The 13,841-nt window shown below is 65.8% G+C and carries 14 protein-coding genes, 2 tRNA genes and 1 riboswitch; of the genes, 13 read left to right on the plus strand and 3 right to left on the minus strand.

Annotation, left to right across the window (positions count from 1 at the left end; all coding sequences use genetic code 11):
• Position 1: 1 nt before the first annotated feature.
• A complete protein-coding gene (locus OK352_RS13960; protein WP_265142112.1) occupies positions 2–1,687 on the minus strand; it encodes a long-chain-fatty-acid--CoA ligase in 1,686 nt (561 codons plus the stop codon).
• Positions 1,688–1,777: 90 nt separating this feature from the next.
• On the opposite strand from OK352_RS13960, the gene gatC reads away from it, so the two are divergent.
• The 10 genes from gatC (at position 1,778) to OK352_RS14010 (ending at position 11,062) form a co-directional block, all read left to right on the plus strand.
• A complete protein-coding gene (gene gatC, locus OK352_RS13965) occupies positions 1,778–2,077 on the plus strand; it encodes an Asp-tRNA(Asn)/Glu-tRNA(Gln) amidotransferase subunit GatC (RefSeq protein WP_265142113.1) in 300 nt (99 codons plus the stop codon).
• Positions 2,077–3,591, plus strand: coding sequence for an Asp-tRNA(Asn)/Glu-tRNA(Gln) amidotransferase subunit GatA (gene gatA / locus OK352_RS13970; RefSeq protein ID WP_265142114.1), 1,515 nt, complete (start codon positions 2,077–2,079; stop codon positions 3,589–3,591). The genes gatC and gatA overlap by 1 nt, the downstream gene beginning before the upstream one ends.
• Entirely contained in the window at positions 3,591–5,087 is a 1,497-nt protein-coding gene (gatB, locus tag OK352_RS13975; protein ID WP_265142115.1) for an Asp-tRNA(Asn)/Glu-tRNA(Gln) amidotransferase subunit GatB, read from the plus strand. Before gatA ends, gatB begins: the two co-directional genes overlap by 1 nt.
• Before the next feature lie 70 nt (positions 5,088–5,157).
• Positions 5,158–5,751, plus strand: coding sequence for a hypothetical protein (locus OK352_RS13980; RefSeq protein ID WP_265142116.1), 594 nt, complete (start codon positions 5,158–5,160; stop codon positions 5,749–5,751).
• 33 nt (positions 5,752–5,784) lie between these two features.
• The gene (gene dinB / locus OK352_RS13985) at positions 5,785–7,041 is read left to right on the plus strand and encodes a DNA polymerase IV (RefSeq protein ID WP_265142117.1); all 1,257 of its coding nucleotides are present in this window, start codon (positions 5,785–5,787) and stop codon (positions 7,039–7,041) included.
• Between the two features lie 52 nt (positions 7,042–7,093).
• Complete coding sequence (locus OK352_RS13990) at positions 7,094–7,450, plus strand: hypothetical protein (protein WP_265142118.1); 357 nt, start codon at positions 7,094–7,096, stop codon at positions 7,448–7,450.
• 35 nt (positions 7,451–7,485) lie between these two features.
• Positions 7,486–7,595: riboswitch (TPP riboswitch) on the plus strand.
• 33 nt (positions 7,596–7,628) lie between these two features.
• Complete coding sequence (locus OK352_RS13995) at positions 7,629–8,252, plus strand: ECF transporter S component (RefSeq protein WP_265142119.1); 624 nt, start codon at positions 7,629–7,631, stop codon at positions 8,250–8,252.
• Positions 8,252–9,724: an ABC transporter ATP-binding protein gene (locus tag OK352_RS14000; protein ID WP_372338115.1), complete on the plus strand. Its 1,473-nt coding sequence runs from the start codon at positions 8,252–8,254 to the stop codon at positions 9,722–9,724. The genes OK352_RS13995 and OK352_RS14000 overlap by 1 nt, the downstream gene beginning before the upstream one ends.
• Positions 9,721–10,503 carry an energy-coupling factor transporter transmembrane component T family protein gene (locus OK352_RS14005; protein WP_265142121.1) on the plus strand — a complete coding sequence of 261 codons (783 nt, stop codon included), beginning with the start codon at positions 9,721–9,723 and terminating at the stop codon, positions 10,501–10,503. The genes OK352_RS14000 and OK352_RS14005 overlap by 4 nt, the downstream gene beginning before the upstream one ends.
• Positions 10,496–11,062, plus strand: a complete 567-nt coding sequence (locus OK352_RS14010; protein ID WP_265142122.1) for a nucleoside/nucleotide kinase family protein — start codon at positions 10,496–10,498, stop codon at positions 11,060–11,062. Before OK352_RS14005 ends, OK352_RS14010 begins: the two co-directional genes overlap by 8 nt.
• A 1-nt stretch (position 11,063) precedes the next feature.
• On the opposite strand, the gene OK352_RS14015 is transcribed toward OK352_RS14010, so the two are convergent.
• Together OK352_RS14015 and OK352_RS14020 are read right to left on the minus strand one after the other, a co-directional pair.
• A complete protein-coding gene (locus OK352_RS14015; RefSeq protein ID WP_265142123.1) occupies positions 11,064–12,296 on the minus strand; it encodes a D-alanyl-D-alanine carboxypeptidase family protein in 1,233 nt (410 codons plus the stop codon).
• A gap of 54 nt (positions 12,297–12,350) precedes the next feature.
• Complete coding sequence (locus OK352_RS14020) at positions 12,351–12,692, minus strand: metallopeptidase family protein (RefSeq protein WP_265142531.1); 342 nt, start codon at positions 12,690–12,692, stop codon at positions 12,351–12,353.
• 98 nt (positions 12,693–12,790) lie between these two features.
• On the opposite strand from OK352_RS14020, the gene orn reads away from it, so the two are divergent.
• From orn to OK352_RS14035, 3 genes are all read left to right on the plus strand, one after another.
• Positions 12,791–13,411 (plus strand): oligoribonuclease, encoded by a 621-nt coding sequence (gene orn / locus OK352_RS14025; protein ID WP_265142124.1) that lies wholly within the window; start codon positions 12,791–12,793, stop codon positions 13,409–13,411.
• A 49-nt stretch (positions 13,412–13,460) separates the two neighbouring features.
• Positions 13,461–13,536: transfer RNA gene (locus OK352_RS14030), tRNA-His, on the plus strand.
• Positions 13,537–13,748: 212 nt separating this feature from the next.
• Positions 13,749–13,821 (plus strand) — tRNA-Arg (locus tag OK352_RS14035).
• Positions 13,822–13,841: the final 20 nt, after the last annotated feature.

Raw genomic sequence — 13,841 nt, forward strand, 5'->3', positions numbered from 1 at the left:
CTCAGGACTCCAGAAGCGACGCTCGCACCTCTTTGCGCAGCACCTTGCCGATGAGGGACGTAGGAAGCTCGTCCACCTGGACGATGCGCCGGGGTACCTTGTACGGCGTGAGGATGCTGCGCGCAAACTCTCTCAGCTCCTCCGGATCGATGGAGGCACCGGGAGCCGGCGTGACAGCGGCGACGACGTCTTCGCCCGAGTGTTCGCTCGGCAGCCCAACGACGGACGCATCGTCGACGCTTGGGTGTGACCGCAACGCGTTCTCGACCTCGGAGGGGGAGACGTTGAACCCGCCCGTGATGATCAGCTCCTTCAACCGGTCGACGACGGTGACGAATCCCTCATCGTCGAGAGTGACGATGTCGCCCGTGCGGAACCAGCCGTCGTCCGTGAACACCGCGGCCGTCTCGTCCGGCTTGTCGACGTAGCCGCTGAACACCTGCGGGCCCGAGACGATGAGCTCGCCCTGTTCACCCGCCGGGACGTCCTGCCCCGGATTCTCCGGATCGACAACACGAATACGAGTGCTGGGAAGCGGCAACCCTACGGTGCCCGCCTTACGTCCGTCAGACACCGGATTGGCCATCAGAACGGGCGAGCACTCACTCAGTCCGTACCCCTCGACGAGGTAACCGCGCGAGGCTTTTTCCCACGGCTCGACGAGAGTCTGCGACAGCGGCATCGCGCCAGAGATGCAGATCTCGATGCCGGCGAGGGAGATGCCTTTCGCCGTGGCCGCGTCGAGCAGCCGCTCGGCGATCGGGGGAACGGCGGGGAAGAACGTCGGGGGATGCGCGCGCATGGCTTTGAGGACGAGCTCCGGGTCGAACTTTGGAAAGAGCACCAGACGTGCTCCCATGCTCATGGCAAAGGTGAGGCACAGGGTGAGCCCATAGGCGTGGAACATCGGAAGGACGGCGTAGACGACACAGTCTCCGCGAGAAATCGTGGGAACCCAGGCGCGCGCCTGTGCGGCATTCGCGAGCAGATTCTCGTGGGTGAGAATCGCGCCCTTGGGAGACCCTGTCGTACCGCTGGTGTACTGGATGACGGCGACATCGGCTTCGGTGGGGGCCGGATGATCATCAGCCACGGGCTCGGATGCTGTGAGCTCCTCCCATCGGATGGTGCCGCTCACGGGTGTCGTCAGAGCACGCCGCGACTCGCGGGCTTTCTTGACAGGCAGGCGGAGCGCCAGGCGCATCCCTCGAGGGAGCGAGCGGGCGACGTCGACGGAGATCAGTGTGTCGACAGCGACATCGTCCGGGAACGCTTGCACCGTCGTGACAACGTTGTTCCAGACGATCGCCGTCGTCGCGCCATGATCCTCGAACTGGTGCCGCAGCTCTCGAGCCGTGTACAGCGGATTGTGCTCGACGACGATTGCACCGAGTCGCAGAACCGCGTAGAACGCGATGATGTGCTGCGGGCAGTTGGGCAGCACGATCGCGACACGGTCACCGTGGGCGACGCCGCGGCGTCGCAGCCCTTCGGCGACACGGCCGATGGCGTCTTCGAGCTCCGCGTACGTCGTCTCGGCGCCGAAGAACTCGAGTGCGACAGCATCCGGGAACTCTCGCGCCGACTCGGCGACGAGAGCGCCGAGCGAGCCGGTCTGGTCCTCGATCGTGTGCGGAACATCGGGCGCGTAACTGCTCAGCCATGGGGCATCGTCGTCGTGCTTCACCCATCCACCTTAACGCCCGTGCGACAGCCACGCCGCGCTCGCCACGGCCTAGAATGGTGAGGAACCCCACGATCCATGTGACGGAGACCTATGTCTGAAATATCCGAGGAGCAGGTGGCGCACCTCGCGAGCCTCGCTCGAATCGCGCTCACCGACGACGAGATCACGAACCTCGCGTCGGAACTCGACCAGATCGTCAACAGCATCGCCAAGGTGCAGGAGGTGGCCACAGACGACGTTCCGGCGACGAGCCACCCGATCCCGCTGCGTAACGTCTACCGCCCCGACGTCGTTGGCGACACACTCACGCAGGAGCAGGCGCTGCAGAATGCGCCGGATGACGACGGCCAGCGTTTCGTCGTTTCCGCGATTCTGGGGGAGGAGCAGTAGTGGGCGAGATCACCGCACTGACGGCCGCGGAACTCTCGGAACGACTCGCCACGGGCGAGATCAGCTCGGTCGAGGCGACGCGTGCTCATCTTGACCGCATCTCCGCCGTGGAGGGCGACGTTCACGCATTCCTGCACGTGTCGGATCACGCGCTCGATGTCGCCGCAGATATCGACGCGCGGCGCTCCTCCGGGGAAGAGCTCGGCCCGATCGCCGGCGTGCCGCTCGCCATCAAAGACGTTCTCGTCACAACAGACATGCCCTCGACATCCGGCAGCCGTATTCTCGAGGGCTACATGTCGCCGTTCGACGCCACGACCGTCGAACGGTCGCGCGCTGCGGGACTCGTGCCGCTCGGAAAGACGAACATGGACGAATTCGCCATGGGCTCGTCCACGGAGCACTCGGCATTCGGTCCGACACACAACCCGTGGGATCTGGAGCGCATCCCCGGCGGCTCAGGCGGGGGCTCCGCCGCTGCCGTCGCCGCTTTCGAGGCTCCGCTCGCGCTCGGAAGTGACACGGGCGGCTCCATCCGTCAGCCCGCGCACGTCACGGGCACCGTCGGAGTGAAGCCGACATACGGTGCGGTGAGCCGCTACGGCGCGATCGCGCTGGCCTCATCTCTCGACCAGGTCGGGCCGGTCGCGCGCACCGTGCTTGACGCCGGTCTTCTGCAGGATGCCGTTCAAGGACACGACCCGCGCGACTCGACATCGCTCACCGATGCGTGGCCGTCGATGGCGGATGCCGCTCGGGCCGGCGCCCGCGGCGAGGGCGTGAAGGGGCTGAAGATCGGTGTGATCTCGGACCTGACGGGTGCGGGCATCCAAGAGGGCGTCTCGACGCGCTTCCGCGAGGCGCTCGACACGCTCGAGGCAAACGGGGCTGAGATCGTCGAGGTCTCGGCACCCCACTTCGAATACGCCGTCGCCGCCTACTACCTGATTCTGCCGGCCGAGGCCTCATCAAACCTTGCGCGGTTCGACTCGGTGCGTTTCGGGCTCCGCGTCACCCCGGAATCGGGCGGAACCGTCGAGCAGGTGATGGCGGCATCACGTGAGGCGGGCTTCGGCCCCGAGGTCAAACGACGCATCATCCTCGGCACCTACGCGCTCAGTGCCGGCTACTACGACGCCTACTACGGCAGCGCCCAGAAAGTTCGCACGCTGATCCAGCGTGACTTTGCGAACGCTTTTTCTCACGTGGACGTGCTGGCCAGCCCGAGCGCGCCCACGACCGCGTTCCGATTTGGCGAAAAGCTGGACGATCCGATGGCGATGTACCTCAACGACGTCACGACGATTCCCGCCAACCTGGCGGGTGTGCCCGGCATCAGTGTTCCGGTCGGGCTCGCCCCCGAAGACGGGCTGCCCGTTGGCATCCAGTTCATGGCTCCGGCGCGGGAAGACGCCCGCCTGTACCAGGTGGGGGCGTCCCTGGAGGCGCTTCTCGAATCCGAGTGGGGGCACACCCTCATGTCACAGGCTCCGCAGCTGGGAGGAAAGCACTGATGTCGACGGCTGAACTGATGGACTTCGACGAGGCTATCGAGAAGTTCGAGCCCGTTCTGGGCTTCGAGGTGCACGTCGAACTCGGCACCGCAACGAAGATGTTCTCGGCGGCTCCGAACGGCTTCGGCGACGAGCCGAACACGAACGTGTCACCCGTGTGCCTGGGACTTCCCGGCTCACTTCCCGTGGTCAACGAGCAGGCAGTTCGCTACTCGATTAGCCTGGGGCTCGCCCTCGGCTGCTCGATTGCGGAATCGTCGTCATTTGCACGCAAAAACTACTTCTACCCCGATCTGGCGAAGAACTACCAGATCTCACAGTACGACGAGCCGATCGCGTTCGAGGGCGAGGTGGAGGTGGAGCTGTCCGACGGCAGCATCCGTCGCATTCCCATCGAACGCGCGCACATGGAAGAAGACGCGGGCAAGCTCACGCACGTGGGCACGAGCGGGCGCATCCAGGGTGCTGATCATTCTCTTGTCGACTACAACCGTGCCGGTGTGCCGCTCGTCGAGATCGTTACGCATCCGATCTTTGGCGCGGGAGCTCTCGCCCCGGAGATTGCGAAGGCGTATGTCGCGACAATTCGAGACATCGTCATCTCGCTTGGCATCTCCGAGGCACGCATGGAGCGCGGCAACCTGCGCTGCGATGCCAACGTGTCGCTGCGCCCGTGGGGGCAGGAGAAGCTCGGAACCCGCACCGAGACGAAGAACGTCAACTCGATGCGGTCCGTCGAACGCGCCGTGCGCTACGAGATCCGCCGCCAGGCAGCGATTCTCGAGGCGGGCGGCACGATCACGCAAGAGACAAGGCACTGGCACGAAGACACAGGAACGACATCGGCGGGCCGCCCCAAGAGCGACGCGGATGATTACCGGTACTTCCCCGAGCCAGACCTGCTCCCCGTCGTGCCGAGCGCTGAGCTGATCGACGAGCTCAGGGCCGCTCTTCCCGAGCCGCCCGCTGCTCGCAGGCGGCGACTCAAGACGGAGTGGGGATTCACCGACCTCGAGTTTCAGGACGTACAGAACGGTGGTCTGGTCTCCGAGGTCGCCGCGACCATCGCCGCCGGTGCATCGCCGGCCGCTGCTCGCAAGTGGTGGACGGGTGAGATCACGAGACTCGCAAACGCACGTGGTGCTGAGCCTACGTCGCTTGTGGCGCCCGAGAGCGTCGCAGAGCTCACGGCGCTCGTCGACGAGGGGACGCTCACAGACAAGCTGGCGCGACAAGTGCTGGAAGGCGTGATTGACGGGGAGGGAACTCCCGCTGAGGTTGTTGACACGCGTGGTCTCGCCGTTGTGTCTGATGACGGGGCGCTCATCGCCGCCATTGATGACGCGCTCGCGGCTCAGCCCGACGTGCTGCAAAAGATCAAGGACGGCAAGGTCCAGGCTGCCGGTGCCATCATCGGAGCCGTCATGAAGGCGATGCGCGGGCAAGCGGATGCCGCGCGCGTGCGCGAGCTCATTCTGGAACGCGCGACCGAATAGCACGACGTCGCGTGACGGCATCCTGGCGAAAGGTCTGGATGCCGTCACGCGACTGACCTACCATGAAGACATGCTCGTCGAGGGCACGATTCGCTGGCAGGTCACGGAAGACTGTCCGTGGGACCTCTTGCTGGCGCTTGCCTTGAGAGACCTCGCCGGGCTCGCGGATGAGTGCTCGCCTGAGATCCCGCTCGGCGTCCCGGGCATCGGGCGCATCGATACGGCGGGAATTGACAGGGCACAGTTGGCCGCCCAGTGGCGCGGCTGGTGGGCGGGAATCGTGCCGCTCGAGACGCGCCCATTCATCACTGAGGTCAGCCCACCGCACTTCGCGACCTTTGATCGGGCACTCGACCTGCAGGAAGCCATGTACCGCGGATACGACCGCGCCATCGAATGGGCGCGTCAACGACGTTTCGAGTATCTGTCGGCTGTCGAGAAGCGTGAGCATCCGCTTGCAGACGTCTACGGGCTCGTGCAGCGCCGCCAATTCGAGCTCCGACGCCAGTCGACGTCGTTCCGTCTCGACCTGGCCATCCTCCCGGTCGCGGAAAAAGGCGCCTGGGTGGAAGCCCCGGACACGATCGTCGTGAGTGAGAGCTTGCGCGACGACGCCGACCAGTTCCGAGAATGGCTTTTACCGCTCGTTATCGCCCTGGTCTGACGCCGTGTCAGCCCGGTGGGGGAGAATGGGATCATGTCACGTCAAGACGGTCGCGCCCGCCGTGTGTCTTCCGATGACGTCGACGACACCGGCGCCCACATTCTGCACGTCGACCTCGATGCGTTCTTCGCCTCGGTCGAGCTGCTCGATCGCCCTGACCTGCGCGGTCGGCCCGTGATCGTGGGCGGGCGCGAAGGACGTTCGGTCGTGACGACAGCGACGTATGAGGCTCGGGCCTACGGTGTCGGTTCCGCGATGCCGATGGCTCGCGCGCTGCAGCTGTGCCCCTCGGCCATCGTGCTTCCCCCTCGCCATGAGCTTTACCGCGAGTATTCCGCGCGGGTCATGGCGATCTTCGACGAGGTCACCCCACACGTCGAGCGGCTCAGCATCGACGAGGCATTTCTCGATGTGACGGGTGCTCGCCGACTGCTCGGTAGCCCGGTGACGATCGCCCAGTTGATCAGACAGCGGGTGGAAGACGAGACCGGGCTCACCTGTTCTGTCGGCGCGGCGGCGACGAAGTTCGTGGCCAAGCTCGCCTCCGGAATGTCGAAGCCCGACGGTCTGCTCGTGGTGCCGCCGGGGCAGACCCAGGAATTTCTGCGCCCTCTCCCAATTCGTGCGCTCGCGGGCGTCGGAGGAAAGACCGAAGAGGCTCTCTCCCGGCTGGGACTGCGCATCGTCGCCGACGTTGCCGACGTTCCCTTCGCGGCGCTGCGCTCTGCCGTCGGCGAGGCGCACGCGGCGCGCCTTCATGAGCTGGCGAACGGACGAGACCCACGTGTGGTCGAGACCGAGCGCGTCGAGAAGAGCGTCGGCCACGAGATCACGTTTCATGAGGACGTCACAGACCCGGGCGTCCTCGAACGTGAGCTGCTGCGGCTGAGCGATCGGGTCGGTGCGCGATTGCGCGCCGCAGATGTGACGGCCGGCGGTGTCGCTTTGAAGCTCCGCTACGGCGATTTCACGACGCTCAGCCGATCGCGCAGGCTGCCCGAGGCGACGAACGTGGCCAGGCGGATCTACGAATCGAGCCGTGAGCTCTTTCGTGAGCTTCAGGTCGGCGCGCGCCCGGTTCGGCTCATCGGTGTGCGGGCAGAACGGTTGTCGGACGACACTCCGTCGCTCAGCCTGTGGGATCCCGATGACGAGTGGCGCGACGCCGAGAGTACGGTTGACGCGCTGCGCGGGCGCTTTGGCCTGGATGCTGTCACCACAGCATCTCTTCTGTCGCGGCGTCCGTCGACGGCAGGAGGAACGCGGCAGCCGGGCCAGGACGCCACCTGAGCGTTGGCATTCGTGTCTGGGCATCCGGGCAAATGCGGGGTAGCGTTGACACATGGGAAACGTAGCGTTGGATCTCGCAGACAAATTCAAGTCGGTCGGCGTCACGACGGTGTACGGAGAGGTCGTCGACGTCGATGGCGTCAAGATCGTACCGGTCGCCCTCACCTCGTACGGCTTCGGCGCCGGGGAGGGCGATGCCTCGGGCGACATGAAGGGTGAGAACAGCGCGGGCGCCAAGGGCGGCGGCGGAGGCGGCGGCGGTATGAGCGTGCCGGTCGGCGCGTACATCCGCACCGGCAGCACCGTGCGGTTTGAGCCCAACCTGATCTCGCTTCTCGCCGTGGGTGTACCGCTCGTGTGCGTAGCGGGAACCGCGCTTAAGGGGATCATCAGGGCGCTCAAGAAGTAGCACAGCGCCCCACCAGCCGCTCGAACGGCTACACTTGCACTTAACACGGGAGTCCGGTGAGCCGGGCTGAGAGGAAAGTTCTCAACTTTCGACCGTCGAACCTGATCTGGGTCATGCCAGCGCAGGGAGTGACAATCTCAATACCCGTGCCCAATTCAGATTCGAAAGGGGCACGCTAGTGCAGACAACCAATCCATCATCACCGTCATCGACGAAACGCGTCCTGCGGTGGCGCGTCGTCGACATCGTTGTGGCCAGCATCATCGGCGTCGCCTCGGGCGTCGTCTTCCTCTTCTGGAATATCGCGTACGGGCCGCTGAGCCTTCCGCTCGCCGTCACGCCGGGCCTCAGCGCCCTGCTCGGAGGAGGCTGGCTGTTCGCAGGCGTTCTCGGCGGCCTGATCATACGCAAGCCCGGCGCTGCCCTCTTCGCCGAGCTCATCGCCGCGACCGTCTCGGCGCTCGTGGGCAATCAATGGGGCTTCTCCACACTGATCTGGGGTCTCGTGCAAGGCCTGGGCGCAGAGATCGTCTTCGCGCTCTTTCTCTATGCCAACTACCGTCTCTACGTCGGACTTCTCGCCGGGTTGGGCGCCGGTCTGGCCATGGCCTTCCTTGACACCACGTTCACGGACTACGCGGTTCTCGATCCGGCATTCAAGACTGTCTACTACGTCTGCGCTGCCGTGTCTGGCATCGTGATCGCTGGACTGCTCTCCTGGGCGGCGATGCGAGGGCTGGCGTCTGCTGGGGCGCTGAACCGGTTCTCCGCCGGTCGCGAGGGGCGACGGAAGGCCGCGTGATGACCGGCGCTCACGTTCACGCGAGCGGCTGGGGGTGGACACATGCTGGGCGGACGCGTCCCGCCGTGAGTGGGATCGACCTGTGGATCGACGCGGGGGAGCGCGTGCTGCTGCTCGGCGCCTCCGGTGCCGGAAAATCCACGCTCCTCCACGGGCTTGCCGGTGTTCTTGGCGGCGATGAGGAGGGCGAGCAAACGGGCACGCTCAGGATCGATGCTCGTAGCCCCGTCGACTCACGCGGCACGGTCGGTCTCGTCCTCCAGGATCCTGACAGTCAGATCGTGATGGCACGCGTGGGCGACGACGTCGCGTTCGCCTGCGAGAACCTCGGCGTCCCACGTGACGAGATCTGGCGTCGCGTGCACTGGGCCCTGGACGCTGTCGGTCTTGACGTTCCGCTCGACCACCCCACGTCACAACTCTCCGGCGGGCAGGTGCAGAGGCTCGTTCTCGCTGGGATCCTCGCCATGCGTCCCCGTCTGCTCCTCCTCGACGAGCCCACGGCGAACCTGGACCCGGAGGGCGTACGCGACGTGCGCGATGTCGTCGATCACGTGGCACGCGAGACAGGCATGACACTCATCATCGTCGAGCACCGGGTCGCCGTGTGGCAAGACGTCGCCTCGCGTGTCGTCGTGCTCGAGCCCGGAGGCGGCATTCTCGCCGACGGCCCCAGCCGCGAGGTGCTCGCTTCCGAGGGTGCGCGGCTCGCCGAGCGCGGAATCTGGGTGCCCGAGCATCCACCCGAGCTTCCCGACAGGACCCCGCGAGAGCCGGGGGAGCCCCTCATGCACGCGGACGGGCTTGTCGTCGGACGCACGCCGTTTGCGCAGAAGGAGCCCGTCATCGCAGCATCCGACCTGTCGTTCGAACTCCGCGCGGGCTCGACGACCACCGTGCTCGGGCCGAACGGCGCGGGCAAGAGCACACTCGCGCTGACGATCGCCGGGCTGCTCCGACCCGTGGCGGGCACACTCGAGGCTGCGCCGCCTCTCGCCGCAGGCGTCGTACCCCAACCGCACCGGTGGAAGTCACGCGAGTTGCTGACGAGGATCGGCACGGTCTTCCAGCATCCCGAGCATCAATTTCTCACAGGGACGGTGCGCGCCGAGCTGGCTGTGGGGCCACGTGCGCTCCGGCTGACGGACGAGGAGGTGACGGCGCGCGTCGATGCGCTCCTCGAGCGATTGCGGCTCGGGCACCTCGCGGACGCGAACCCGTTCACGCTCTCGGGCGGTGAGAAGCGCAGGCTCTCTGTGGCCACGGTGCTGGCCTCACGCCCGCGGATGCTGGTGCTCGACGAGCCGACATTCGGACAGGATGCCCGGACGTGGCGTGAACTCGTGCTCCTGCTTCGCGGGCTTGCCGACAACGGCGCGAGTATTGTCGCGGTGACGCACGATGAGCCGTTCGTCGATGCGCTCGCCGAGAACGTCATCCGATTGGGCAGCCCGCAGGGGGTGCTTCGATGAGCGCTATGACTCCGCAGATCGCCCCGTCGGCCGCGGCACGCGTGAACCCCGTGGCCAAACTCGGGGCGGCGCTGGTGATCAGCGTCACGCTCCTGCTGTCCGTCGACATCGTCTCGGCATCGGTCGCGCTTGTCCTCACGCTCGCGCTGGTGGCCTTCGCAGGACTCCGCGCGCGATCGTTCTGGATTCGGACGGCACCGGTCTGGTTCGCCGCGCCGTTTGCCGCGATCACGACGATCCTGTACGGGGAGGACTCCGGGGCGCAGGTTGCCCAGCTCGGCATCGCGACGATCAGCGAGGGATCCCTGCTGCTCGGCGTGGCCATCATGCTGCGCGTGCTCGCCATCGGGATCCCCGGTGTCGTGCTGATGGCGACGACCGATCCGACAGAGCTCGCGGACGGCCTCTCGCAGGTGGCCAGGCTGCCCGCGAGATTCGTGCTCGGTGGCCTCGCCGGCATGCGGATGATCGGTCTCTTCATCGACGACTGGCGTGCGATGGCCCGCGCACGTCGTGCTCGCGGAGTCGCAGACACGGGCGCGATCCGGCGCTTCGCGTCACAGGCGTTCGCGCTTCTCGTGTTGGCGATTCGCCGCGGCAGCAAGCTCGCGACGGCGATGGAAGCTAAGGGGTTCGGCGCGGCGTCGACGCGCACCTGGGCGCGTGAATCGACGTTTGGCTGGCCTGAGACCCTGCTCGTCGGCATCGGCGTCGTCATCGCGGGTGCCGCGGTCGTCAGCGCCGTCATCGCGGGTACCTGGAGTTTCGTCCTTGGCTGAGGTTCCTGAGCATGTCGCGCAGAACGCCCAGGCGATCGTCGAGGCGGTCAGACGGCTGCCCGAACAGCATCCGATCGTACTCATCGACGGCCCGTCCGGGGCCGGTAAGTCGACGACGGCGGATGCTGTTGTCGCGGCGTGGCCGGGTTCCCCGCCGACACTCGTGCGCATGGACGACGTGTATCCCGGATGGTCGGGACTCGAAGCGGCAGGAGAGCACATCGGCCGGCATCTGCTCGACCCGCTGTCACGGGTCGAGACCGGCTGGTGGCAGCGCTGGGACTGGTTCGCGAATCAGCACGCAGAGTGGCATGACGTTGCTCCCGACACCTCGCTTGTGATCGAAGGGTGCGGGGTGCTCACCCGGCGCAACGCACACTTGTCTCATCTCAGGGTTTGGATCGACGGCAATCCTGCCGACCGCAAACGCCGCGCCCTGGAGCGCGACCGCGGTGGGTTCGACGCGCACTGGGAGGATTGGACGGCGCAGATGGGTACATTCATCGAGCGGGAGCGGCCGCGATCCTCGGCGGACCTGGTGCTCTGGGCAGACGAGTGAGTCAGCCGCCGAAGAGCTGAGTGACAAACGCCGGGATCAGTTCGATGGGGTGCCCGATCCGCCACCAGACGTCGGGCGCGTGCATTGTGCCGTCGATCTTCACGGGAACCTCAACGGTCGACGCCCCGTGCGAGACCGTCGCCGTCGCCACGATGTCCCCGCGCGTCGCCAGCGTCACACCATCTGTTTCCACGTGCACGGTCGGTTCACCGGCCACCCAGCGAGTCGCCGTTGCTGACGAACCGATCACACCTTTCGCCCGCTCACCCCACGGAGTCGTGAACGTCGCGACCGGGGTGTCCTCGGGGAGGACAGGTCCGCTGTGCACGCCCGCTTCTGCGCTGTCCATCAGAGCGGTCATCGCGTCGTCGAGCGAATCCCAGTCCGGCATGCGAATCAGGGCACCATAGAAGACGTAGTCGGAGTCGTCGACAGTGACAGTGGCGGCGAAGAGCAGGCAGATGCCCGCCTGCGTCGTAAAGCTTCGCGAGATGCCCGTGACACCGCGGTCCGACATGTAGGCGGTTGTGTTCTCAACCCCGCGGGTCTCAGCGATGCCGGTGACCTCGCCCGAGAGAACGCCCGGAATCACCGGGTTGTCCATCGCGAGGGCGGCGAGAAGTGAGAGATCGGATGCTGTCGACACGTCGTCAGGCGACAGCCCCGTCGCATCGACCACCGTCGTCTCGTCAAGGCCGTTCTCGGCAAGCCACGTTGTCGCCGCGTCGACGTACGCGTCTACGGAACCGAACGCCCACGCCGCAAGGGTGTCCGCGAGGTTATTGCTCGAGCCGAGCAGGACGGCCTGCAGCACGGCGCGCTGTGACCACGTGTCGTCCGTGTAGACGGTCACGACGCGTGCCCCCGCATCCCGGTAGTCAGTGAAACGCACGAAGTCGCGAGAGGTGATGGGGACCGTCTCGCCATCGCCGTCGTCTTCCATCGGCTTCTCGTCGAGGACGACGAGCGCGGTGATCACCTTGGCAATACCCGCCATCGGCAGGGGAGCGTCATCTCCTGCCCGCGCGATGACCGGGCCCTCGGAGGATTCGGCGATCGCGCTTGCGCCGTCGTCGGGGAGAGCGGGCGGTGTGCCGTCGCTGTCGAGCTGCACCGTGTGGGCCGTCATCGTCGCCGGGGGAAGCGGGGCGAGAAGTGTCGCAGGACCGTAAAGGCCGACGGCGAGGATCACGAGGACCCCGACGAAGATCCCGAAACCGCGAAGAACCCGCATGATCACCTCTTCTCCCGTCTGATTCGAGATTATCCCGGGGTCGGGAGTCGGCGGCTACGCCCAGCCGAGTCGGTGCAATTCGGCATCATCGATTCCGTAGAAGTGCGCGATTTCGTGCACGAGAGTGATGTGCACCTGGTCGCGCAACTGCTCTTCATTGTCGACGATGGAGAGCAGGGGCAGCCGGTAGATGCTGATCGTGTCTGGCAGCTCGCCGAAGCCGTACTGTCCGCGGTCGGTCAGGGCAATGCCGTGATAAAGCCCCAAGAGCGAGAGCGAGCCGTCTTCGGGGAGATCTTCGATGAAGATCGCCACGTTGTCGAGGCCGGAGAGCATGTCATCGGGAAGCCGGTCGAACTCGTCGCTGACGAGCTCTTCGAACGTGTCAGCATCCATCTCGAACACGGCACCCTCTTTCTCTCTGCGTCGTCACCAGCCTATGCGCACGCCGTGACAGGCGGGACGCGTCGGCCGTGGCGGATACGATGGAGACCATGAGCAATCTCAGCGACCACCTGGTGTGGATCGACTGCGAGATGACCGGGCTCGACGTTTCCGTCGATGAGCTGGTCGAGGTCGCGGTCGTCATTACGGATTTCGACCTCAACATCATTGACGAGGGAATCGACATCGTGATTAAACCGAGCGATGCCGCCCTGGCGCATATGAATGACTTCGTCACAGAGATGCACCGTTCGTCTGGGCTGAGTGACGAGATCCCCCAGGGAGTCAGTCTCGCCGACGCCGAGACGCAGGTCCTCGAGTACGTGAAGAGCCATGTTCCCGAGGAGCGCAAGGCTCCTCTGGCCGGGAACACCATCGGAACCGACCGAGCATTCCTCGCACGGTACATGCCGCAACTCGATGCACACCTGCACTACCGCAACGTTGATGTCTCGTCCGTCAAGGAACTCGCACGCCGGTGGTACCCGCGCGCGTACTTCAACGCACCGAAGAAGGATGGCGGGCACCGTGCGCTCGCCGACATTCTCGAGTCGATCCGTGAGCTGCAGTACTACCGGCAGATCGTGTTCGTCGCCGACCCGGGGCCCACCTCGGACGAGGCGAAAGCGGCGGCCGAGGCCGTCGTGTCGCAAACCACTCCGAACGTGTAATACAATCGTGTGGTTGCTGTTTTCGCCGCGGTGCGAAAACCAGCACATGGTGGGTATAGCTCAGCTGGTAGAGCGCCGCGTTGTGGTCGCGGATGTCGCGGGTTCGAGTCCCGTTACTCACCCCAGTAGAGGGGTGGCAGGGGAGTGCGATTCTCTCCGCGTCACCAGTTCGGCGCAATGCTGCGAAGACTCAGCGCTCGTGCTCGCCAGACGCGGAGCCGGGCGCGCCGACCAGGTGCAGTCGTGAGTGATTACCGAGCCGGCTGCGGCGATGGTGCGCCGGACCCGCCGCGAAATTCCGTATCCCGCCGCGCCCTGCGGTATTCTTGACGTATTCGCCTCCGTAGCTCAGGGGATAGAGCAGGAGCCTTCTAATCTCTTGGTCGCAGGTTCGAATCCTGCCGGGGGCACAGAGAAACCGGCCGGCAGG

This window comes from Microbacterium sp. MPKO10 (assembly GCF_026107415.2).
Classification (GTDB): domain Bacteria; phylum Actinomycetota; class Actinomycetes; order Actinomycetales; family Microbacteriaceae; genus Paramicrobacterium.